20 protein-coding genes are annotated in these 17,847 nt (G+C 65.6%); 8 read left to right on the top strand and 12 right to left on the bottom strand.

The window, feature by feature from the left end:
* Positions 1-5: 5 nt before the first annotated feature.
* Genes rlmH through AYB31_RS18340 form a run of 4 tightly spaced genes read right to left on the bottom strand, consistent with a single transcriptional unit; the run spans position 6 to position 2,765 of the window.
* Positions 6-473 (bottom strand): 23S rRNA (pseudouridine(1915)-N(3))-methyltransferase RlmH, encoded by a 468-nt coding sequence (gene rlmH, locus AYB31_RS18355; RefSeq protein ID WP_068830361.1) that lies wholly within the window; start codon positions 471-473, stop codon positions 6-8.
* 9 nt (positions 474-482) lie between these two features.
* Positions 483-842: a ribosome silencing factor gene (gene rsfS / locus AYB31_RS18350; protein WP_068830359.1), complete on the bottom strand. Its 360-nt coding sequence runs from the start codon at positions 840-842 to the stop codon at positions 483-485.
* A gap of 19 nt (positions 843-861) precedes the next feature.
* Positions 862-1,500: a nicotinate-nucleotide adenylyltransferase gene (gene nadD, locus AYB31_RS18345; protein WP_068830358.1), complete on the bottom strand. Its 639-nt coding sequence runs from the start codon at positions 1,498-1,500 to the stop codon at positions 862-864.
* A complete protein-coding gene (locus AYB31_RS18340) occupies positions 1,500-2,765 on the bottom strand; it encodes a glutamate-5-semialdehyde dehydrogenase (protein WP_068830356.1) in 1,266 nt (421 codons plus the stop codon). The genes nadD and AYB31_RS18340 overlap by 1 nt, the downstream gene beginning before the upstream one ends.
* 172 nt (positions 2,766-2,937) lie before the next feature.
* Between AYB31_RS18340 and AYB31_RS18335 the strand changes: the two genes are divergently transcribed.
* Together AYB31_RS18335 and AYB31_RS18330 are read left to right on the top strand one after the other, a co-directional pair.
* Entirely contained in the window at positions 2,938-3,624 is a 687-nt protein-coding gene (locus tag AYB31_RS18335) for a DNA-3-methyladenine glycosylase (RefSeq protein WP_068830355.1), read from the top strand.
* Positions 3,621-4,937 (top strand): bifunctional DedA family/phosphatase PAP2 family protein, encoded by a 1,317-nt coding sequence (locus AYB31_RS18330; protein WP_068830353.1) that lies wholly within the window; start codon positions 3,621-3,623, stop codon positions 4,935-4,937. Before AYB31_RS18335 ends, AYB31_RS18330 begins: the two co-directional genes overlap by 4 nt.
* Positions 4,938-5,019: 82 nt before the next feature.
* Here the strand turns inward: AYB31_RS18330 and AYB31_RS18325 are convergent, their stop codons facing one another.
* The 3 genes from AYB31_RS18325 to AYB31_RS18315 are packed head-to-tail and all read right to left on the bottom strand — an operon-like array spanning position 5,020 to position 6,720.
* Positions 5,020-5,610: an LON peptidase substrate-binding domain-containing protein gene (locus AYB31_RS18325; RefSeq protein ID WP_068830352.1), complete on the bottom strand. Its 591-nt coding sequence runs from the start codon at positions 5,608-5,610 to the stop codon at positions 5,020-5,022.
* A gap of 34 nt (positions 5,611-5,644) precedes the next feature.
* A complete protein-coding gene (locus tag AYB31_RS18320; RefSeq protein WP_068830350.1) occupies positions 5,645-6,361 on the bottom strand; it encodes an LrgB family protein in 717 nt (238 codons plus the stop codon).
* Positions 6,358-6,720 carry a CidA/LrgA family protein gene (locus AYB31_RS18315; RefSeq protein ID WP_068830349.1) on the bottom strand — a complete coding sequence of 121 codons (363 nt, stop codon included), beginning with the start codon at positions 6,718-6,720 and terminating at the stop codon, positions 6,358-6,360. The genes AYB31_RS18320 and AYB31_RS18315 overlap by 4 nt, the downstream gene beginning before the upstream one ends.
* A gap of 162 nt (positions 6,721-6,882) precedes the next feature.
* On the opposite strand from AYB31_RS18315, the gene AYB31_RS18310 reads away from it, so the two are divergent.
* From AYB31_RS18310 to AYB31_RS18285, 6 genes are all read left to right on the top strand, one after another.
* Entirely contained in the window at positions 6,883-7,338 is a 456-nt protein-coding gene (locus tag AYB31_RS18310) for a MaoC family dehydratase (protein ID WP_068830347.1), read from the top strand.
* Between the two features lie 92 nt (positions 7,339-7,430).
* On the top strand, positions 7,431-9,146 hold the full coding sequence (locus AYB31_RS18305) for a C13 family peptidase (RefSeq protein ID WP_068830345.1): 1,716 nt from the start codon (positions 7,431-7,433) through the stop codon (positions 9,144-9,146).
* Positions 9,147-9,214: 68 nt separating this feature from the next.
* Positions 9,215-9,856, top strand: a complete 642-nt coding sequence (locus tag AYB31_RS18300) for an oxidoreductase (RefSeq protein WP_068830343.1) — start codon at positions 9,215-9,217, stop codon at positions 9,854-9,856.
* Positions 9,856-10,467 (top strand): class I SAM-dependent methyltransferase, encoded by a 612-nt coding sequence (locus AYB31_RS18295; RefSeq protein ID WP_068830342.1) that lies wholly within the window; start codon positions 9,856-9,858, stop codon positions 10,465-10,467. The genes AYB31_RS18300 and AYB31_RS18295 overlap by 1 nt, the downstream gene beginning before the upstream one ends.
* 193 nt (positions 10,468-10,660) lie before the next feature.
* Positions 10,661-13,249, top strand: coding sequence for an EAL domain-containing protein (locus AYB31_RS18290; RefSeq protein WP_068830340.1), 2,589 nt, complete (start codon positions 10,661-10,663; stop codon positions 13,247-13,249).
* 49 nt (positions 13,250-13,298) lie between these two features.
* Entirely contained in the window at positions 13,299-13,772 is a 474-nt protein-coding gene (locus AYB31_RS18285; protein ID WP_068830338.1) for a YbaK/EbsC family protein, read from the top strand.
* A gap of 51 nt (positions 13,773-13,823) precedes the next feature.
* Here AYB31_RS18285 and AYB31_RS18280 read toward each other — a convergent pair whose 3' ends face one another.
* The 5 genes from AYB31_RS18280 to ubiX all read right to left on the bottom strand — a co-directional run bounded on the left by AYB31_RS18280 (position 13,824) and on the right by ubiX (position 17,847).
* Positions 13,824-14,867, bottom strand: coding sequence for a TRAP transporter substrate-binding protein (locus tag AYB31_RS18280; protein WP_068830336.1), 1,044 nt, complete (start codon positions 14,865-14,867; stop codon positions 13,824-13,826).
* 110 nt (positions 14,868-14,977) lie between these two features.
* A complete protein-coding gene (locus tag AYB31_RS18275) occupies positions 14,978-16,303 on the bottom strand; it encodes a TRAP transporter large permease (protein ID WP_068830335.1) in 1,326 nt (441 codons plus the stop codon).
* A complete protein-coding gene (locus tag AYB31_RS18270) occupies positions 16,300-16,809 on the bottom strand; it encodes a TRAP transporter small permease subunit (RefSeq protein ID WP_068830333.1) in 510 nt (169 codons plus the stop codon). The genes AYB31_RS18275 and AYB31_RS18270 overlap by 4 nt, the downstream gene beginning before the upstream one ends.
* Positions 16,810-16,940: 131 nt before the next feature.
* The gene (locus AYB31_RS18265) at positions 16,941-17,225 is read right to left on the bottom strand and encodes a YceK/YidQ family lipoprotein (RefSeq protein WP_068830332.1); all 285 of its coding nucleotides are present in this window, start codon (positions 17,223-17,225) and stop codon (positions 16,941-16,943) included.
* Complete coding sequence (ubiX, locus tag AYB31_RS18260) at positions 17,218-17,847, bottom strand: flavin prenyltransferase UbiX (protein ID WP_068830330.1); 630 nt, start codon at positions 17,845-17,847, stop codon at positions 17,218-17,220. The genes AYB31_RS18265 and ubiX overlap by 8 nt, the downstream gene beginning before the upstream one ends.

The following is a 17,847-nucleotide window of genomic DNA, read 5'->3' as shown; positions in this document are numbered from 1 at the left end:
ACTGCTTACTTGTGATACGGATGGCCGGACAGCACAGTCCAGGCCCGATAGATCTGCTCGCCGAGCAGGATACGCACCAGCGGGTGCGGCAGGGTCAACGGCGACAGCGACCAGCGCTGCTCGCTACGTGCGCAGACTTCCGGCGCCAGCCCCTCCGGGCCGCCGACCATCAGGTTGACCGTGCGCGCATCCAGGCGCCAGCGCTCCAGCTCGGCGGCCAGCTGCTCGGTGCTCCATGGCTTGCCATGGACTTCCAGGGTGACGATACGTTCCCCCGGTTGCACCTTGCTCAGCATGGCCTCGCCCTCCTGACGGATCAGGCGGGCGATGTCGGCATTCTTGCCGCGGGTGGTCAGCGGAATCTCCACCAGCTCCAGCGGCAGCTCGGGCGGCAGACGCTTGGCATACTCCTGCCAGCCATCCTCGACCCAGCGCGGCATGCGCGAGCCAACGGCGATCAGTTTGATACGCACGTTAGCGACTTACTCGGCCGGATCCTGGTGCTGCGCACGGCTCTGCTCGGCGCCCTGCCACAGACGCTCGAGGTCGTAGAACTGACGAGTGGCAACCTGCATCACATGCACCACCACGTCGCCCAGGTCGAGCAGAGCCCACTCGCCGCCATCCAGGCCTTCGCTGCCCAGCGGGCGTACGCCCTGCTCCTTGACCTTGTCCAGCACCTCGTTGGCCATCGACTTGACGTGACGGCTGGAAGTACCGCTGGCGATCACCATGAAATCGGTGACGCTGGTCTTGCCGCGCACATCGATGGTGGTGATATCGGCACCCTTCATATCTTCCAGGGCCGCAACGGCGACCTTGACCAGTTCTTCGTTTTGCATCGTTACCTCATGAATCGATTTACTCACGGTACAGTCCGTGAGCATGGATATAGGCCAGCACGGCGTCGGGCACCAGATAACGCACCGAACGCCCTTGCGCCAGCAACTGGCGAACCTGGGTGGCAGACACCGCCAGCGGCGTCTGCCAGATGAAACTGATTTGCCCGCCAGGCCCGAGCAGGCTCAGCGGATCGTTCTCGCTGCGCGCCGCCAACAGGTCGCGCAACGCCTCGGGCGGCTCGTTACCGGTATCCGGCCGCTGCAGCACGAGGATGTGGCAATGCTCGAGCAGTTCCTGCCAACGATGCCAGGAGGGCAACCCGCAGAAGGCATCCCAGCCCAGCAGGAGAAACAACTGATCGTCCGCCGCCAGCTCACCACGCACCGATTCCAGGGTGTCGTAGGTGAACGACGGCTTGTCGCGCTGCAATTCGCGGTCATCGACCTTGAGCAGCGACTCGCCGGCCACTGCCAGCTCGACCATGGCCAGACGCTGCTCGGCACTTGCCTGTGGTGTTTCGCGATGCGGTGGACGGGCACTGGGAATCAACCGCAGCTCGTCCAGCCCCATGTACTCGGCCACTTCCAGCGCTGCGCGCAGGTGCCCGATATGCACCGGATTGAAGGTGCCGCCGAGCAGGCCAATACGTCGCGCCATCAGGTACGGATATGCCCGTCGCCGAATACCACGTACTTCTCGCTGGTCAGGCCTTCCAGGCCGACCGGGCCACGCGCATGCAGCTTGTCGGTGGAAATGCCGATCTCCGCGCCCAGGCCGTACTCGAAGCCATCGGCGAAACGGGTCGAGGCATTGACCATCACCGAGGCGGAATCCACCTCGGTGAGGAAACGCCGCGCATCACTGAAGTTCTCGGTGATGATCGCGTCGGTGTGCTGCGAGCCGTATTGGTTGATGTGCTCGATGGCCGACTCCAGCGAGTCGACGATGCGAATCGCCAGGATCGGCGCGTTGTACTCGGCATACCAGTCGTCTTCGCTGGCCTCCAGCACATCGGCACCCAGCAGGGCCCGGGTCGCGGCATCGCCACGCAGTTCCACGCCCTTGTCGCGATAGATCGCGGCCAACGGCGGCAGCACACGGGCGGCGATGGCCTCATGCACCAGCAGCGTTTCCATGGCGTTGCACGGCGAGTAGCGCTGGGTCTTGGCGTTGTCGGCGACACGAATGGCCTTGTCGACGTCGGCCGCCACATCGACATAGACATGGCAGACGCCGTCCAGGTGCTTGATCACCGGCACCTTGGCGTCACGACTGATGCGCTCGATCAGCCCCTTACCGCCGCGCGGCACGATCACATCGACGAATTCCGGCATGCTGATCAGCGCACCGACGGCGGCGCGATCGGTAGTTTCCACCACCTGCACCGCGCTGGCCGGCAAATCCGCCTCGGCCAGACCGAGCTGGATGCAGCGGGCAATCGCCTGATTGGAATGAATCGCCTCGGAACCGCCACGCAGGATGGTGGCGTTGCCGGACTTCAGGCACAGGCTGGCGGCGTCGATGGTCACGTTGGGGCGCGACTCGTAGATGATGCCGATCACGCCCAGCGGCACGCGCATCTTGCCGACCTGGATGCCGGACGGCAGGTAGCGCATGTCGCGGATCTCGCCGATCGGGTCCGGCAAGGTGGCGACCTGGCGCAGGCCCTCGATCATCGAGTCGATCACGGCCGGGGTCAGCGCCAGGCGATCGACCATGGCCGGCTCCAGGCCACTGGCGCGGGCGGCGGCCAGATCCAGCTCATTGGCGGCGGTCAGCTCGGCGCGCGCGGCGTCGAGGGCATTGGCGGCGGCCTGCAGGGCGCGGTTCTTCTGCGCAGTGCTGGCACGGGCGAGCACCCGCGAAGCCTCGCGCGCGGCGCGGCCCAGGCGGGTCATATAGTCGAGTACGGACTCGGTCATGGTCGGCAATGGTCTGGCGGCTGGAAAAAGTGGCTGATTATAGCCGGCGTGCCCCGCCGCGCCCAGCATCGCCGGGCAGACGGCGCCCATTGCCCGTAATTAACCGTCGTTCAGCCCGATTTCAGCCGAGCATTGCTAAGATCGCCAGCTTCCCAAGCCAGCCGGACCCTGCATGCGCGCACCCAGCCCACTGCCCGACAGCTTCTTCGATCGCGACGCCCAGACCCTGGCCCGCGACCTGTTGGGCAAGATCATCCGCCACCGCCATCAGGGCCACTGGCTCGCCGCGCGAATCATCGAGACCGAGGCCTACTACCTGGTCGACAAGGGCAGCCACGCCTCGCTCGGCTATACCGAAAAACGCAAGGCGCTGTTTCTCGATGGCGGGCACATCTACATGTACTACGCCCGCGGCGGCGACTCGCTGAACTTCAGCGCCCAAGGCCCTGGCAATGCGGTGTTGATCAAGTCGGCCACGCCCTGGATCGACCAACATTGCGCCAGCGACGCCCTGGCGCGCATGCAGGCGAACAACCCCGCAGCCGATGGCGGCACCCGCCCCAGCGAGCGCCTGTGTGCCGGCCAGACCCTGCTGTGCAAGGCCCTGGGGCTCAGGGTGCCGGACTGGGACGCGCGCCGCTTCGACCCGCAACGGCTGTTCGTCGAGGACGTTGGCCTGCGTCCGCCACAGATCATCCAGTGCCCGCGCCTGGGCATCCCGCACGGGCGCGACGAACATCTGCCCTACCGTTTCGTCGATGCCGCCTACGTTCGCCAGTGCACACGCAACCCATTGCGCCGCGGCCAGGTCGAAGGGCGCGACTTTTACCTGTTGAACAGCGAGGAGCTGCACCCATGAGCCATTGGTACGACGCCCTGGCCCTCTGGCTGGAAGCCAATCCACACTGGCTGGCGCTGGTCATCCTAGTGATGGCCTGCGTGGAATGCCTGGCCGTGGCCGGCCTGGTGATTCCCGGCACCGTGGTGCTGTTCAGCCTCGGCGTGCTGGCCGGCAGCGGCGCCCTGGAGCTGTGGCAGACACTGTTGCTGGCCTATTGCGGCGGACTGTTGGGCGACGTGATTTCCTACGGCCTGGGCCGCCGCTACCATCAGGACATCCGCAATCTGTCGTTGCTGCGCAAGCACCCTGCCTGGCTGAGCGGCGCAGAGCACTATTTCCAGCGCTACGGCGTGACCAGCCTGCTGGTGGGACGCTTCATCGGCCCGCTGCGGCCGATGCTGCCCCTGGTGGCCGGCATGCTCGACATGCCGTTCGTGCGTTTCTTGCTGGTCAGCCTGCTGGCGGCTGCCGGCTGGTCGGTGGCCTACCTGTTGCCGGGCTGGGCCACTGGCGCGGCACTGCGCCTGCCACTGCCCGCAGGCTTCTGGGGCGAGGCGGGCGCGGTCGCTGGCGGGGTGGCCCTGATGCTGGTGCTGGTGATCCACAGCAGCCTGCGCGAGCTGCGCTGGGCCACCCTGCTGGCCGCCGGCCTGTGTGCCGCGCTGCTGTTAGCCCTGCTACTCGGCGTAAACCACCTGCAGGCGCTAGATCAGGGCCTGATGGCGCTGGTGCAGGAACAGCGCGCCCCAGCCATGGACAGCCTGGCGTTGCTGATCACCGGGCTCGGCGATTTCCACACCCAGGCGGCGGCCGGGGTGCTGCTGACGCTGCTTCTGCTGCTGGCACGCCGTTTCCAGGCCGCGCTGTACGTGGGCAGCAGCATGCTGCTCACGGCACTGGCCAACACCGCGCTCAAACAGGCCTTCGCCCGCGCCAGGCCGGATGTGCTGCTGCAGCCGCTGGACACCTTCAGCCTGCCCAGCGGCCACAGTTCGGCGGCCTTCGCCTGCTTTCTCGCCCTCGGCGTGCTGGCCGGTCGCGGCGCATCGGCGCGCACGCGCCTGGCCTGGCTGCTGCTGGCCAGCATGCCGGCATTGGCCATAGCCCTGTCGCGGGTCTATCTGGGCGTGCATTGGCCGACCGACATACTCGCCGGCAGCCTGCTCGCCGGCATGGTCTGCGCGCTCAGCCTGGCCTGGCTGCAGCGACGCGCCCCCATGCAACCCTTGGGCGCCCGCGTCTGGTGGCTGATTCTGCCTGCCACCCTGGCACTGCTCGGTACGGTCAGCGCCTGGGCACTGCCGGAGGCGATTCAGCAGTACCGCTATTGACGGTCAGTAGACGCGAGAGGAAGAGCGGGCTGCTTCTCGTGGCGGGGCCGCTCTCACGACCCATAACCGCCGGAACCTCGACCTAGGCTGTCAGCTCGCCCTGCAGATCGTCGAGCAGCCCCTGGATATGCTCCAGTCGTTGCAGAGGCTCATCGAGCATCAGCGCCTGCAGTTTCTGCTCGATGGAGAACGGCAGCAGGTAGGCCAGTTGATTGGCCAGGGCCTGCTGGCCGCTCACCGCGCCGCCCATACCCAGACCGGATACCAGGGGATGCTCGGCCAGGGCAGCGAGCAAAGCGGCCAGGTCGGCATGTTCGGCCAGCAGCGGGGCATCGTCCGGCTCGTCGAGCCAGCTGACCTCGGCCAGCGCCAGCTGATCGGGCTGCACCACCACCTTGTCCACGTGAAAACGCCGCGCACCCTCAACGCGAATGCCCAGCAGGCCATTGGGGCGCTGCTGAAAGTCGCGAATCACGGCCTCACACCCCAGCGCGGCAAAACGGCTGGCCGCCTCGCCGACCTCCTCGCCTTCGAGAATGCCGACCACGCCGAAGCCCTCGCCCCGTTTCATGCAGGCGCTGATCATGTCCAGGTAGCGCGCCTCGAATATCTGCAGATCGAGCACACATCCCGGGAACAGCACGGTGTTGAGGGGAAACAACGGGAAACTCATGTAGACACTCTCCGTATCAAGCAGTCTGGCCGTATCAGGTGATCAGGGCCACAGCCAGCGGCAGGGCGATGGCGGTGATCATGCCCATCAGGCTCATCGCCAGGGCGGCGAAGGCGCCGCTTTCCTCGCTGTCCTGCAGGGCCCTGGCGGTCCCCACCGCATGGGCGGTGATACCCAGAGCCATGCCTTGGGCGGCGGGATGATGCACGCCGATACGGCGCAGCAGCTCCGGCCCGCAGATGGCACCGAGCACCCCGGTGATCAGCACGAACACTGCCGCCAGCGCGGCCACACCACCGATCTGCTCGGCCACCAGCATGGCGATGGGCGAGGTCACTGACTTCGGCGCCAGGGTCATCAGCATCATCCGCTCGGCACCGAAGGCCCAGGCCAGGCCCACACCCAGCACCGTCGCCAGCAGGCCGCCGAGCAGCAGAGTCAGCAGCACCGGCCAGAACAGCTGGCGGATGCGCCGCAAATTGAGGAACAGCGGCACGGCCAGGGCAACGGTGGTCGGCCCCAGCAGCACGCTGAGCAGGAAGGTGCTTTCGCGGTACTCGGCATAGCTCAGGCCGCACAGCAGCAATATGCCGATCACCACCGTCATCGATACCAGTACCGGCTGCAGGAAGAACCAGCGGGTCTTCTCGTAGGCCGCCAGCGCCAACTGATAGGCAGCCAGGGTGATGCCGACACCGAACAGCGGATGGTGAATCACCGCCTGCAACGCGGCCTGCCAGGTGCCACTCATGACTGCTGCTCCTTGCGCGTCTGCCGGTCGATCAACTTCTGCATCAACCAGCCGCAGAACAGCAGCGACAGCACCAGCGACAGGCCCAGCGCCCCCGCCAGGGCCCAGAAGTCGGCAGCCAGTTGCTCGGCATAGACCATGACCCCGACGGCCGGCGGCACCAGCAGCAGCGGCAGGTAGCGCAGCAGACCGCTGGCGGCCTCGTTGATCGGCGCGCCAACCTCGCCACGCAGCAGCAGAAAGACGAACAGCAGCAGCATGCCGATGATCGGTCCCGGCAGCATGGGCAGGAAAAGGATATTGAGGGCAGTGCCGAGCAACTGGAACAGCACCAGCCAGGTCAGGCCGCGAAGCAGCATGGAAGGGTCTCCGGCGGGAAGGCTGGCCATTATAGGCATGCCGAAGGGGACCCTATAAACCGCGACATTTGGCTTGACCCGAAGTTCTTCGTCGTGATGATCTAAGGCCAGCCAGGTTCATCGTAAAAACAACAAATAACCTCGCATCCTCAAGGAGGATCTATGCCGTTCGTACCCGTATCGCAACTGCAAGACTATGTGGGCAAGGAACTCGGTCACTCCGAGTGGCTCACCATCGACCAGGAACGCATCAACCAGTTCGCCGAATGCACCGGTGATCACCAGTTCATTCACGTCGACCCCGAGAAGGCCAAGCACACCCCCTTCGGCACCACCATCGCCCACGGTTTCCTCAGCCTGTCGCTGATTCCCAAGCTGATGGAAAACCTGATGATCCTGCCTGAAGGCATGAAGATGGGCGTCAACTACGGCCTGGATAGCGTGCGTTTCATCCAGCCGGTCAAGGTCAATTCGCGCGTGCGCCTGGCCCTCAAGCTTTCCGAAGTCACCGAAAAGCGCCCCGGCCAATGGCTGATCAAGGCCGAAGCCACCCTGGAGATCGAAGGCGAAGAAAAACCCGCCTACATCGCCGAACCGCTGAGCCTCTGCTTCGTCTGAGCCGCTCATTGCCGGTCGAACGGGGCGCTCAGGCGCCCCGTTTGCATTGGAGTGGGGCATACTCGAAGTCTACTTCGACCAGGACGTCCGCCATGCCCCGCCTCCTTGCCCCGCTGACCCTCGCCCTGCTGCTGGCCGCCTGTGGCGATGCCGAACCGCTGCTGCCGGCCGATGCCGTGCTGCCCGATGGCGGCCGCTACCGGGGCGAAGTGGTCAACGGCTTGCTGCAGGGCGAAGGGCGCATCGACTATGCCAACGGCATGTACTACCAGGGCCAGTTCAAGGATGGCCTGTTCGAAGGCTCCGGCGAATGGCACGGCGCCAGCGGCGAAACCTACAGCGGCACATTTCACCAGGGCCTGTTCGAGGGCCAGGGCGAACTGACCTTTGGCCATGGCGGGCGCTATCAGGGCGGCTTCAAGCAGGGCCGCATGCATGGCGAAGGCCATCTGCAGCAAGGCGGCATGAACTATCGCGGCGAGTTCCGCGACAACCTCTACCACGGCCTTGGCACCCTGGAGATGCCCGACGGCAGCCGCTACCAGGGCCGTTTCGTACGTGGCGAGCCCCAGGGCGAAGGCCTGCGCAGCAACGCCGCCGGGCAGTTCAGCGGCACCTTCAGCAAGGGCCGCCTGCAGGGCGAAGGCAGCTACCGCGGTGACGACGGCGAAACCTACAACGGCGGCTTCCGCAACGACCAGTTCCACGGCAAGGGCCGTTTCCAGAGTGCCGACGGCGAAGTCTGGAGCGGCCATTTCGTCGACGGCGAACTGACCGGCCAGGGCGAGTTCCGCGGCAATGACGGCAGCCACTACGAAGGCAAGTTCCGCTACTGGCGCTTCAACGGTGCGGGCAAGTTGAGCCTGGCCGACGGCAGCGTCTACCAGGGCAACTTCGCCAACGGCGAATACGCCGGCGACGGCACCCTCACTGCCGTCGATGGCAGCCAGACCCGCGGCACCTGGCGCCGTGGCGAGCTGGTCCGCGAGCACGATGGTGCGACGCGCCCCGACCCGCTGGAACTCGGCCTGCTGCAACAGGGCAGCCTGCTGCAGCAAAGCCTCGACGCCTTGCCCGCCTCGACTCCGGCGGTCGAGCTGTACAGCCTGACCCTGGCCGGCGACGGCAAGCAGAGCGTGTTCCTGCGCGAGGCCGACTACGTGGCCAACCTGCTGCACGAGCGCTTCGGCGCGCGCGGCAATATCAGCCTGACCAACCATCGCGACCACCTGGCCGACCGACCACTGGCCACCCGCGAGAGCCTGACCCGTGCCGTGCGCGCCCTGGCCGAGCGCAGCGGCCCGGAAGACCTGGTATTCATCTACCTGACCAGCCACGGCTCGCGCAGCCATGAGCTGAGCATCGACCAGCCACGCTTGGAACTGGCCAACCTCCCTGCCGACGATTTCGCGGCCCTGCTGGCGCCGCTGAAAGGACGCGACAAGGTCATCGTGATCTCTGCCTGCTATTCCGGCGGCTTCATTCCGCCGCTGCAGGACGAGCACACCCTGGTGATGACCGCCGCCCGCGCCGACCGGGTGTCCTTCGGCTGTTCCGAGGAGAACGATTTCACCTATTTCGGCCGCGCCCTGTTCGCCGAAGCCCTGAACCAGACCGACGACCTCGAACGGGCTTTTGAACTGGCCAAGCGCCATGTTGCCGAACGTGAACAGGCCGACGACTTCGAGCCCTCCGAGCCACAGCTGTGGGCGCCACAGCCTGTGCTCAAGCGCTGGAAGGCCCTGCGCGAAAGCCAGGCCGAAACGGCGCTGAGTGCCGCGGTGAACGAGCCCAAGAAAAATCCCTGAAATGCGACCCCGCGCGACTTGCTTCTGCTATTTCGTTCTAAGCTGAGCTGTAACTGCGGAGAAAAAGCATGTACCTGACCCCCCAGCACATACTGCTCGCCGGCGCGACCGGCCTCACCGGCGAGCATCTGCTCGACCGCCTGCTCAGCGAGCCGACCATCAGCCGAGTGCTGGCGCCCAGCCGCAGCCCGCTGGCCGAGCACCCGCATCTGGACAATCCAGTGGGTGAACTGGCCGCGCTGCTGCCCACACTGTCCGGGCAGGTCGATGTGGCCTTCTGCTGCCTCGGCAGCACCATCAAGCAGGCGGGCTCCCAGGAAGCCTTCCGCGCCATCGATCACGACCTGGTCCTGGCCTTCGCCCGTCGCGCCCGCGAGCTGGGCGCCCGCCACTTCGTGGTCATCAGCGCCCTGGGCGCCGATGTGAACTCCTCGGTGTTCTACAACCGGGTCAAGGGCGAGCTGGAAGGCGCCGTGCGCGCCATGGACTGGCCGCAACTGACCATCGCCCGCCCCTCCCTGCTGCTCGGCCCGCGCCGCGAGTTCCGCCTCGGCGAGCGCCTGGCGGCGCCCTTGTTGCGCTGGATTCCCGGCAAGTATCGCGGCATCGAAGCCGCCGTGCTGGCCCGTGCCCTGTGGCGCCTGGCCCTGGAGGAAGGCGACGGCGTGCGCGTGGTGGAGTCCGACGAGCTGCGCCGGCTGGGGCGCTGATGAGCTTCTACGACGAGAAGATCCTGCCGCACCTGATCGACTTCGCCTGCGGCATGGGTCATGTGATGAAGACCCGCTCGCGGGTGGTGCCCCAGGCCGAGGGACGGGTTCTGGAGATCGGCATCGGTACCGGCCTCAACCTGAGTTTCTACGATGCGCAGAAGGTCAGCGCCATAGTCGGTGTTGATCCCGCGGCGCAGATGCAGGACAAGGCCCGCCAACGCGCCGGGCAGATTGCCATTCCGCTGGAAATGATTGCCCTCGAACTGGGCCAGATCCAGGCTGCCGATGCCAGCTTCGACAGCATCGTCTGCACCTTCACCCTGTGCACCATCCCCGACGCGAGTGCCGCACTGCAGGAGATGCGCCGCGTGCTCAAGCCCGGCGGCAAGCTGCTATTCGCCGAGCACGGACGCGCACCGGACCTCAAGGTGCGGCTCTGGCAGGATCGCCTCACCCCGCTGTGGAAACCGCTGGCCGGCGGCTGCCATCTCAACCGCGATATTCCGGCGCTACTGCGAACCGGCGGCTTTCATATCCGCGACCTGCACAGCGGCTACCTCCCAGGGCCACGGCCGATGACCTGGGTCTGGTCCGGTTGGGCCGAGTAGCAGGCGGTTGAGCAAACGGGCCAGGCAACCCGCGCAGGCCCGCCCCAACAGGCGCTTTCGGCGCAGCCTGTCCGATCTGTTGCCAACATCGTGATGACGACACAATCGGTACAGCGATCGCCGACCTGGTCGAGCCAAACAAGCGTTTTGCTCCTATTGTTGAAACATCGACAAGGAACGGAATACGGCCTGGATGACAGCCCCCCACGCTCTTCGCGCACGCTGGCACCACACCCTGCTGCTCTGCCTGGCACTCGGCTGCAGCAACGCTGCGGTCGGCGCAAGCGAAATCCGGGTCGGTAGCTACGCCAACGAACCCAAGCTGCTGCTGGATGACAGCGGGCGCCTGAGTGGCATCTTCGGCGACCTGCTGGGCGAGATCGCCCAACGCGAGAGCTGGCGCCTGGTGCCCGTGCCATGTGACTGGCAGCAGTGCCTGGACATGGTCCGCGCTGGCGAGATCGATCTGTTGCCCGATGTCGCCTGGAGCGAAGAACGCGCCACCTTCCTCGACTTCCACCAGACTCCGGCGCTGTTCAGCTGGTCGCAGCTGTACAGCGCTCCGGGCGTGCGCCTGGACTCCATCCTCGACCTCAAGGAACAGCGGATTGCCGTGCTGGCCGGCTCGGTGCAGGAATCCCACCTGCGCAACCTGCTCGACAGCTTCGGCCTGCGTGCCGAGTTGCTGGCGGTCGACAGCCTGGAGCAGGGATTTCGCCTGGTGGCCGATGGCGCAGCGGATGCGGCGGTGGCCAACCAGCGTTTCGGCGATTACCACGCCGAGCGCTTCGGCCTGCACAGCACCACCATCATGTTCCAACCGGCGCGGCTGTTCTTCGCCACCCGCAAGGGCAGCAACGGCGAGCTGCTGGCGGCCATCGACCGTCACCTGAACGCCTGGCAGACCCAGGCGGATTCGCCGCTCTACCGCATCATCCAGCGCTGGGGCGGTCGCCCGCCGCAACTGGATATCCCGACCAGCTTCTGGTGGGGCCTGGCCAGCCTCGGCGGCCTCTTGTTGCTGGCCCTGGTAGGCACTCTGCTGCTGCGGCGCAAGGCCGCCGAGCAGACCCGCCACCTGAGCAACAGCGAGCTGCGCCTGAACACCATCCTCGACAGTGTCGAGGCCTACATCTATATCAAGGACCCACAATTTCGCTACCAGTACGCCAACCACAAGGTCTGCGAGCTGTTCGACCGCACGCGCGAGGAGGTGATCGGCGCAACCGATGAAAGCTTCTTCGACGCCGCCACCGTGAACAACCTGCGCACCAACGACCGCCGCGTGTTGCAGCAGGGTGAGCGGGTACAGCTGGAGGAAGTCAACCGCAGCCTCGATGGCGAGTGCGAGCAGGCCTACCTGTCGGTCAAGCTGCCGCTGCGCCGGGCCGACGGCAGCATCTATGCCCTGTGCGGCATCTCCACCGACATCACCGAGCACAAGAAGAATCTCGAGCAGATTCACCAGTTGGCCTTCTACGACCCGCTTACCGGTCTGCCCAACCGCCGCCTGCTGCAGGAGCGCCTGCAGCACGCCCTAGACCAGCACCAGCGAGGCCAGCAGGAAGGCGCGCTGCTGTTCATCGACCTGGACAACTTCAAGAACCTCAACGACACCCTCGGCCATGCCATGGGCGATCAGTTCCTCCAGCAGGTCGCCCAGCGCCTGCGCAGCCAGGTACGCCAGGAAGACACCCTGGCCCGCCTGGGCGGCGACGAGTTCGTGCTGATGATCGAGCGGCTGTCGGCACACCCCACCGAGGTGTTCAGCGAGATCGAGGTAGTGGCCAACAAGCTGCTGGCGAGCCTGGCCATGCCCTACGAGCTACAGGGGCAGTTGCACAACAGCACCGCGAGCATTGGCGTCACCCTGTTCTCCGACGCCGACGGCACCGTGGAAGAGCTGCTCAAACGCGCCGACCTGGCCATGTACCAGGCCAAGGGCGCCGGGCGCAACGCGGTACGTTTCTTCGATCCGCAGATGCAGGCCGAGGCGCTGGCCAGGGTCGGCCTGGAGAATGACCTGCGCCAGTGCCTGGCGGACGGCGAAGGCCTGATCCTGCATTACCAGCCGCAGGTCGATCAGCATGGCAACCTGATCGGCGCTGAGGCGCTGGTGCGCTGGCAGCATCCCGAGCGCGGCCTGATACCGCCGAACGACTTCATTCCGCTGGCCGAGAGCACCGACCTGATTTTCCCCCTCGGCCGCTGGATACTGCAGGAAGCCTGTCGGCAACTGGTGGCCTGGCGCGACCACCCGCAACTCGGTCGACTACCACTGGCGGTCAACGTCAGCGCTCGGCAGCTGCATCACCCCGACTTCGTCACCGAGGTACTGGATATCCTCGAGCAGACTGGCGCCGGCCCGGCGCGCCTGGAGCTGGAGCTGACCGAGAGCCAGCTGGCGGTGGATGTCGAGGTGCTGATCGGCCGCATGGAGCAACTGCGCATGCACAACGTGAGTTTCTCGCTGGACGACTTCGGCACCGGCTACTCGTCCCTGGCCTATCTCAAGCGCCTGCCCCTGTCCTGCCTGAAGATCGACCGTTGCTTCGTGCGCGATCTGCTCAGCGACCCGAACGACGCAGCCATCATCCGCACCATGGTCGCCCTGGGGCAGAGCCTGGATCTGGAGGTGGTCGCCGAAGGCGTGGAGACCATCGAACAGCGCGACGCCCTGTTGCAGTACGGTTGCCGGCTGTTCCAGGGCTACCTGTTCGCCGCCCCCGGCCCGGCCGAGCAGTTGCTGCGCTGGCAGGTGCAACCGACCATCAAGGCTTGACAGCCGGGTGAGCGACACCAAGGATTCCAGGCTTTCTGGAGGAACGCCCATGAGCCTGCAATCGGTGCGCGAATTCTTCGCCACACATGCACCCGACATCGCCATCATCGAGCTGCAGACCAGCACCGCCACCGTGGCCCTGGCGGCCGAGGCGCACGGTGTCGAGCCCGGCCAGATCGCCAAGACCCTGGCGTTCCGCGTCGCTGAGCGCGAAATTCTGGTGGTGGCACGCGGCGACGCCCGCATGGACAACCGCAAACTCAAGGAAACCTTCGGCGGCAAGGCCAAGATGCTCGACGCCGAGACCGTACAGGCGCTGACCGGACACCCGGTCGGCGGTGTCTGCCCGTTCGGCCTCGCCACGGCATTGCCCGTGTACTGCGACCGCTCGCTGCTGGCCTACGCCGAGGTGCTGCCGGCAGCCGGCGCCATCCATAGCGCGGTACGCATCTGTCCGCAGCGCCTGGCGACGCTGGTCGCAGCCGAGTGGGTCGACCTCTGCCAGCTGCCCGAGCCGGCCTGACGGACCGCTGCCCGCGGGCCCTGTGCGCGGCCCGCGGAAACATGCCGCACCTCAGTAGCGATAGGGCGGGCCGGCCTTCTCCATCAACGCGTTGTAGTTCTTGAAGATCTCCACCACCTTGGCGCAGCGCGGGCTGGTCTTGGCGATTTCCTCCCAGAACTTGTGCGCCTCCGCCTCCACCGTTTTCCACTCGGCATCCGGGATGGTGGTCAGCTTGAGCTTGTCGCCCTGTACCCGCAGCTTGGCCTCGCCGCCCCAGTACCAGTGCTGGCGGTAGTAGTGCGAGCTGTCCATGCACAACTTGAACAGGGTTTTCAGCTGTTCGGGCACCGCTTCCCATTTCTCGGTATTGGCGAAGTAGGAACCGATCCAGGCGCCGGAAATGTTGTTGGTGAGGAAGTACTTGGTCACGTTGGCCCAGCCCACCGTGTAGTCCTCGGTGATACCCGACCAGGCGATACCGTCCAGCTCACCGGTCTGGATCGCCACCTCGACATCTTCCCAAGGCAGGGTCACCGGGATCACCCCGAAACGCGAGAGGAACTTACCGGCCGTGGGGAAAGTGAACACGCGCTTGCCCTTGAGGTCGGCCAGCGAGTTGATCGGCTGCACGGTGGCGAAGTTGCACGGGTCCCAGGAGCCGGCGCCAAGCCAGGTCACGCCCTTGACCTCGCTGTAGGCCTCCTCCCAGATCTGCCGCAGGCCGTGCTGCTCGAACAGGGTCGGCACATCCAGGCTGTAGCGGCTGGCGAAGGGGAAGTAGCCGCCGAACACGGCCACGTCGACCGGGGCGGCGATCGAGTCGTCGTCGCTCTGCACCGCATCGATGGTGCCTTTCTGCATGGCGCGAAACAGCTCGCCGGTCGGCACCAGCTGGTCGGCGAAATACAGCTGGATCTCCATCTGCCCTTCGGCAACCTTGTTGAAGGCTTCGATGGAGGGCTTGATCACGTGCTCGGCCAGCGCCGGGCCGGCATAGGTCTGCAGGCGCCAGGTGATCTTCTTCGGCTCTTCGGCATAGATGTGCGCCGAGCCCAGGGCTGCGGTACCACCGGCTACAGCGGCGGTCTGCAGGAACTTGCGTCTCGTACTCATGCTGTCCTCTCCAAGCTGTGCTGGGTACCGCACCATTGCGGCCCCCATCTTTCCCGAACCGCCGCTTGTACTGCCCAGCCCCGGGCGCCGGTTCGAAAGCTCAGCGCCGCTCAGCCACCGTAGTGCCAGTGCGGTAGCCACAGGGCGATCTGCGGATACACCATCACCAGCATCAGGGTCAGGCCCATGATCACCACGAAGGGTGTCACCGACACATAGATGTCACGCAGGCTCACCTCGGGCGGGGCCATGGCGCGCATCAGGAACAGGTTGTAGCCGAATGGCGGGGTCATGTAGGCCATCTGGCAGGTGATGGTGTAGAGCACGCCGTACCAGACCAGATCGAAGCCCAGCTGCCCCACCAGCGGCACGTAGAGCGGCGCGACGATCACCAGCATGGCGGTGTCGTCGAGGAACATGCCCATGATGATGAACGACAGCTGCATCAGAATCAGGATTTCCCAGGGCCCCAGCCCCAACTGGCCAACGAAGAAGCCTTCGATCGCCTTGACCGCGCCAAGCCCGTCGAACACCGCGCCGAAGCACAGCGCGGCGAGGATGATCCACATGAACATGCAGCTGATGGCCAGGGTCTTGCGCAGGGTCTCTTCCATCACCGTGCGGGTCAGCCGACCCTTGACCAGTGCCGCCAGGGTGGCTGCCGTGGCGCCAACCGCCGAACTCTCTACCAGGCTGGTGTAGCCCATCAGGAACAGGCCGGTCATGGAGATGAAGATGAACAGCGGCACGATGCCGGCGCTGAGCAGGCGCAGCTTCTCGCCCCAACTGATCTGCGCACGCTCCTCGGCCGGCAGTACCGGCCCCAGTGACGGCTGCAGGCGGCAACGAATGGCGATGTAGAGAACGAACAGCGCGGCCATCAGCAAACCAGGAATGGCCCCGGCCAGCCACAGCTGGCCCACCGGCTGGCGCGCGATCATGCCGTACAGCACCAGCACCACGCTGGGCGGGATCAGAATGCCCAGTGAGCTGCCGGCCTGGATCACCCCGGTGACCATGATCTTGTCGTAGCCACGCCGGAGCAGCTCAGGCAAGGCAATGGAGGCACCAATGGCCATGCCGGCGACGCTCAGGCCGTTCATCGCCGAGATCACCACCATCAGGCCGATGGTGCCGATGGCCAGGCCGCCGTGCAGCGGGCCCATCCAGACGTGGAACATCTTGTACAGGTCTTCGGCGATGCCCGATTCGGAGAGCATGTAACCCATGTAGACGAACATCGGCAGGGTCAGCAGCGGGTACCACTTCATCAGCTTCATTGCCGCGCTGAACGGCAGCTCTGCACCGCCGTCGCCCCACATCATCAGTGCCGCCGCCGCCGCGACGAAGCCGATGGCGCCGAACACCCTTTTGCCGGTGAGCAGCAGCAACATCATCGAGGAGAACATCAGCAGAGCGATCAGCTCATAGCTCATTCCAGCGTCTCCCCACGGGCGGCGGCCACATCCTTGAAGAAGATGGCGATGGACTGCAGCAGCATCAGCGCCACACCGATGCACATCACCACCTTGATCGGCGCCATACGCGGCGACCAGGACGAGTAGCTGGTCTCGTCATACTCGATGGCGTACTGGGTCGAGGAGATGCCGCCGAACAGCAGCACACCCAGGTAGAAGATCAGAAAGCCGGCGGTGAGCACATCGACGATGGCCCGTGTGCGCGGCTGCCAGTGGCTGTAGAGCAGGTCCATGCGTACGTGGGCGTCGAGCTGCATGGAATAGGCACCGCCCAGCAGGAAGTAGGCGACCATGAGGAACTGGGCCATCTCCAGGGTCCAGAGAGCCGGTTCGAACAATGTCTTGCTCAGCGAGGAGTAGAGCAGCACCCCCAGCATGACGAAGATCAGGTACATGGCGCAGCGGCCGATGACTCTATTCATCCGGTCTACTGCACGCACATACGCTCGGATTGCCTTGTGCATGTCCTTGCCTGCGCAGCCGATATTTTTTCGTCAGCCTAGTCGATGATTGGCCGATGCCAATCCGCGCTTGCAAGAAGAAGGCCTATACGCCAGCGGCAACCGCTCTAGCGTCCACCTTAGCGCCCGAAAACTTAATTGCCGCCAGTAACGCCGAGGCCTACGCCCAGTTCGGCAGCCACCGCGAACGGCAACAGCAGGGTGTCGAGCAGGGCACTGGCCGGCAGGTCGAGGCCCGGGTACCTAGGCGCGAGCGCACCAAAACGGTCGAGCGGACAACAACCACCGTGCAACGTGTACCAGTCCAGGCGGGTGCCGGAATAGATGATCGGCGTGCCCGGCTTGGCCGCATCCAGGGTGCGGACGCTGGCGCAGCCGCCGAGGCCGAGCACCAGCGCCAGGCATAGCGCCTTAATCATCGCTGCTCAGGTGATGCTCGCCCCAGCGCGGCAGCATGTCCTGAGGAACGCCCAGGCAATTGAGGATGCGCGCCACCACGAAGTCGACCAGGTCATCCAGGGTCTGCGGCTGGTGATAGAAGCCCGGCGAGGCCGGCAGTATGGTCACCCCGAGGTTGGACAGCTTGAGCATGTTTTCCAGGTGGATGCTGGAGTACGGCGCCTCGCGCGGCACCAGGATCAGCTGGCGACGCTCCTTGAGCACCACGTCGGCGGCACGCTCGATCAGGTTGTTGCAGGCCCCGGTGGCAATCGCCGACAGGGTGCCGGTGCTGCACGGCACCACCACCATGGCGCTCGGCGCACCGGAGCCGGAGGCCGGCGGCGCCATCCAGTCTTCCTTGCCATACACGCGGATCTGCCCCGGCGCGGCGCCGGTGTATTCGCTGAGAAACTGCTGCATGGCCTGGGGCTTGGCCGGCAGGGTGACGTCAGTCTCGGTGGCCAGCACCAGTTGCGCGGCCTTGGAGATCAGGAAATGCACCTCGCGGTCCTCCTGCACCAGGCAGTCGAGCAGGCGCAGGCCGTACTGGGCGCCGGAGGCACCGGTCATGGCCAGGGTGATGCGTTCGGGACCACTCAT

The sequence above is a fragment of the Pseudomonas sp. BMS12 genome, assembly GCF_001592875.1.
In the GTDB taxonomy this organism is placed as follows: domain Bacteria; phylum Pseudomonadota; class Gammaproteobacteria; order Pseudomonadales; family Pseudomonadaceae; genus Aquipseudomonas.
The sequence above is the reverse complement of the archived record's forward strand: the minus strand, read 5'-3'. Positions and strand labels throughout refer to the sequence as shown.

Excerpts from the sequence above, each read along its gene's own strand:
- ubiX (WP_068830330.1), bottom strand. The coding sequence starts at position 17,847 with ATGAGTGGTCCCGAACGCATCACCCTGGCCATGACCGGTGCCTCCGGC.
- AYB31_RS18305 (WP_068830345.1), top strand. The coding sequence starts at position 7,431 with ATGCCCCGCCTCCTTGCCCCGCTGACCCTCGCCCTGCTGCTGGCCGCC.
- AYB31_RS18325 (WP_068830352.1), bottom strand. The coding sequence starts at position 5,610 with ATGAGTTTCCCGTTGTTTCCCCTCAACACCGTGCTGTTCCCGGGATGT.
- AYB31_RS18335 (WP_068830355.1), top strand. The coding sequence starts at position 2,938 with ATGCGCGCACCCAGCCCACTGCCCGACAGCTTCTTCGATCGCGACGCC.
- AYB31_RS18300 (WP_068830343.1), top strand. The coding sequence starts at position 9,215 with ATGTACCTGACCCCCCAGCACATACTGCTCGCCGGCGCGACCGGCCTC.
- AYB31_RS18290 (WP_068830340.1), top strand. The coding sequence starts at position 10,661 with ATGACAGCCCCCCACGCTCTTCGCGCACGCTGGCACCACACCCTGCTG.
- AYB31_RS18340 (WP_068830356.1), bottom strand. The coding sequence starts at position 2,765 with ATGACCGAGTCCGTACTCGACTATATGACCCGCCTGGGCCGCGCCGCG.
- AYB31_RS18285 (WP_068830338.1), top strand. The coding sequence starts at position 13,299 with ATGAGCCTGCAATCGGTGCGCGAATTCTTCGCCACACATGCACCCGAC.
- AYB31_RS18320 (WP_068830350.1), bottom strand. The coding sequence starts at position 6,361 with ATGAGTGGCACCTGGCAGGCCGCGTTGCAGGCGGTGATTCACCATCCG.
- rsfS (WP_068830359.1), bottom strand. The coding sequence starts at position 842 with ATGCAAAACGAAGAACTGGTCAAGGTCGCCGTTGCGGCCCTGGAAGAT.
- AYB31_RS18270 (WP_068830333.1), bottom strand. The coding sequence starts at position 16,809 with ATGCACAAGGCAATCCGAGCGTATGTGCGTGCAGTAGACCGGATGAAT.
- AYB31_RS18295 (WP_068830342.1), top strand. The coding sequence starts at position 9,856 with ATGAGCTTCTACGACGAGAAGATCCTGCCGCACCTGATCGACTTCGCC.
- AYB31_RS18330 (WP_068830353.1), top strand. The coding sequence starts at position 3,621 with ATGAGCCATTGGTACGACGCCCTGGCCCTCTGGCTGGAAGCCAATCCA.
- AYB31_RS18275 (WP_068830335.1), bottom strand. The coding sequence starts at position 16,303 with ATGAGCTATGAGCTGATCGCTCTGCTGATGTTCTCCTCGATGATGTTG.
- nadD (WP_068830358.1), bottom strand. The coding sequence starts at position 1,500 with ATGGCGCGACGTATTGGCCTGCTCGGCGGCACCTTCAATCCGGTGCAT.
- AYB31_RS18310 (WP_068830347.1), top strand. The coding sequence starts at position 6,883 with ATGCCGTTCGTACCCGTATCGCAACTGCAAGACTATGTGGGCAAGGAA.
- AYB31_RS18265 (WP_068830332.1), bottom strand. The coding sequence starts at position 17,225 with ATGATTAAGGCGCTATGCCTGGCGCTGGTGCTCGGCCTCGGCGGCTGC.
- AYB31_RS18315 (WP_068830349.1), bottom strand. The coding sequence starts at position 6,720 with ATGCTGCTTCGCGGCCTGACCTGGCTGGTGCTGTTCCAGTTGCTCGGC.
- AYB31_RS18280 (WP_068830336.1), bottom strand. The coding sequence starts at position 14,867 with ATGAGTACGAGACGCAAGTTCCTGCAGACCGCCGCTGTAGCCGGTGGT.